Source organism: Clostridium porci (assembly GCF_009696375.1).
Lineage (GTDB): Bacteria > Bacillota > Clostridia > Lachnospirales > Lachnospiraceae > Enterocloster > Enterocloster porci.
Genome location: NZ_VUMD01000053.1, coordinates 1 through 2498, shown reverse-complemented (window position 1 = coordinate 2498; position 2498 = coordinate 1). Strand labels below are relative to the sequence as shown.

Annotated in this window: 2 protein-coding genes; one reads left to right on the top strand and one right to left on the bottom strand. The window is 47.0% G+C overall.

Going from position 1 to position 2498, the window contains the following annotated elements; genetic code table 11:
- Nucleotides 1-186: 186 nt before the first annotated feature.
- On the bottom strand, nt 187-1419 hold the full coding sequence (locus FYJ39_RS20220; RefSeq protein WP_154474101.1) for an IS110 family RNA-guided transposase: 1233 nt from the start codon (nt 1417-1419) through the stop codon (nt 187-189).
- A 341-nt stretch (nt 1420-1760) separates the two neighbouring features.
- Here FYJ39_RS20220 and FYJ39_RS20215 point away from each other — a divergent pair, with 341 nt between their 5' ends.
- The gene (locus tag FYJ39_RS20215) at nt 1761-2036 is read left to right on the top strand and encodes a hypothetical protein (RefSeq protein ID WP_154474100.1); all 276 of its coding nucleotides are present in this window, start codon (nt 1761-1763) and stop codon (nt 2034-2036) included.
- Nucleotides 2037-2498 lie beyond the last annotated feature (462 nt).

The following is a 2498-nucleotide window of genomic DNA, read 5'->3' as shown; positions in this document are numbered from 1 at the left end:
CCCCCCTTGGCATAGACACTCAACCCTTATGCTTTTTGCGCCTTTTCCATCCCTTCTTTGGAAAAAGCGGACTGTCCTTAAGGATCTGGCAGTTCTAAATCTTTAAATACTAAAGCAGAAAAAGAACAAGGGGGATTCCTTCTTCTGCTGTTCTTCTCTCCATTATAAGCGTTCCTATGGCCTCTTTCAAACAGTTTCGTCCCCTGTTTTGCTCTCCGGCTCCCGGTATTCCGTGTGGTTCTTTAACATTCCGTATACGATATTTACCAAGCGTCTGGCGATGCAGATTAATGCCTGGGGTTTATTCTTGCCTTCCTCCAGCTTTTTCAGGAAATATTCACGGAATACCGCATTCCTCGGCGTTCCGCTAGGGGCTACCTGCACCATCTGGATTGCAAGAAAATAAAAGATGGCCTGTAATCTCCGGTTTCCCTGTTTTGGGCACACATCCTTCCCTTTTCCTGCTGAGGAAAAATTGATGGGTGCGATTCCGGCGAACTTCGCCAGTTTCTTTGCGTTGGGAAAACGGTCAATGTTTCCTATCTCCGCAAGGATATTCGCCGCTGTAATGGTGTCGATTCCTGGCATGGTCATAAGGGTACAGCCAAATTCAGGGAGCATGGCTTCGATTGCCGCCTCCACTTCCTCCATCTGTTTCCGGTAGTGTTCCAAATCATTTGCCAGACTTCTGGTGATAATGTCTCGGCTTTCCTGACAGTCACGGCAGGTTCCTCCATCTGATTTTACCAGTTCCAGTATCTTTTCCGCTCGTTTGACAGAACAGTTATTGTGGCTTACCGGGCGCAGTTCTCCCGCCAGTTCCTCTGCGGTCTTTCCTCGCAGATGGACCGGTGATGGATACTCATGAAAAAAATATAAAGCAGTTGGGCGACCAATGTCCTGGAAGAATTTCTTATAGCTTGGATATGCCATGCAGAGCTGTTCATGCAGCTGGTTCTTTAATCTCTGCTGATGGATATTGATGTTATCCCTCCGGTTCACGAGTTGGCTCAGCGTCCAGTATTTATCATCCGGAATTGCATCCGGCAGTCTGTCCAACATGTTAATCAGCACCAGCGCCACCGCTTCCGCATCGTAGCTATCACTTTTCTGGTACATTGGGACGCTTTTTCTCTGGGCATAGGACAATGCCGTATTTACATCTTTGACAACGAATCCTTTTTCAAACAGCCATACTGCCAGTGCGCGGCCATAGCCGTAAGCGTTCTCCAAGCCGTAAACGGCTGTCTTTTCCTCTGTTACAAACCGGCTGACTTTTCTCGTCAGCTTATGAAATTGTGCTGGTTTGTTCTCAATCGTGATCTCTCCCAGCTTGTGGTTCCAGCAGTCCAGCATGACCGCTGTGTGGGTTTCCTTATGCAGATCTATCCCCACATAAATAATGTTCTCTTTTCTCAACTACCATCCTTCCTTCACTTCCTGTCTCCATCTCTAGCCACAGATATCGCCGGCAACCTCAACTGATAAGCGTTATATGCCGATTTACGCGCAAAAGCTACGGCCATCGCAAGGGGGGAAAAGCCTATCCGCTCCCATAACCAAAGGTTTCCACAGGTTATTTCCTCTTCCGAGGTGTGTCGTATGTTACCTCTGTCGGCAAGCAGATTCAAGTCTTTTTCTGATGGATTTTCCGATTTGTGCAAGGTGCTTTAAAATCCGTCCTCTGGTTTGGTGTATTGTGGTATCGACTTCCATCAAGAGTTCCGGTATCCTCTGTGGTACGAAGGGAGGTGAACGCTATGAGCGAGAAAGAATGGATGAAAGATTTCATCTACGAACGGATGGAACTGCACTGGCAGGAACTGTACCGTTCCAAAGCAGATGACAGGCGGGAAGAAGGACGGACTTTAGACCAGTTTGAGGCAATCCTCAAACGGTTGACAAAAAAAGAGAGAAAAACCATCAACCGGTTCTTCGATCTGAGCACAGAACGCCATGTAAAAGAAACCTCTTATCTTTACACCTGCGGTGTTAAGGACGGTATTCGTGCCATGAAATTAATCAACAGTCTTTAAAACAGGAACCGCACACGCCGCCGCTCCTCTTGGAGAATGGCGGTGTGTGGTTCCTGTTTTCTCTGTGTATTTGCTGTCTATTTTTCTTATGAAGATTCCGCTGTGTTTCCTCCCCCTTAACCCCCCTGGTGTGCGCCATTTTACCATGGAACCGTCTTGGAAATCAATTTCTTTTTCCTTGCATATTTCTTACCATATCCTTACTGCCGACATTCCTCTCAGGGTCGAAAAATTTTCTTCTGGGCGGCTTGGTGGCACCCAGCTTTTTTCATTTCCGGTATTCTGCCACCCACGGTGAACAATTCACCCATAAAAGGAGAACTGCTCCGGGTGACGGAGCCGCAAAATTGTTATGCTGGATACCCCTGTTTTTTGAATACCTTTTTGCGGATTCTCCAAAAACTTTATGCTGGTTTCCTGCATTGTTACGGCCAAAAAGCACAATTTTAAGCCATTTCCAGG

Bases quoted from the DNA above. Each gene is read 5' to 3' on its own strand.
- FYJ39_RS20215 (WP_154474100.1), top strand. From the start codon at position 1,761: ATGAGCGAGAAAGAATGGATGAAAGATTTCATCTACGAACGGATGGAA.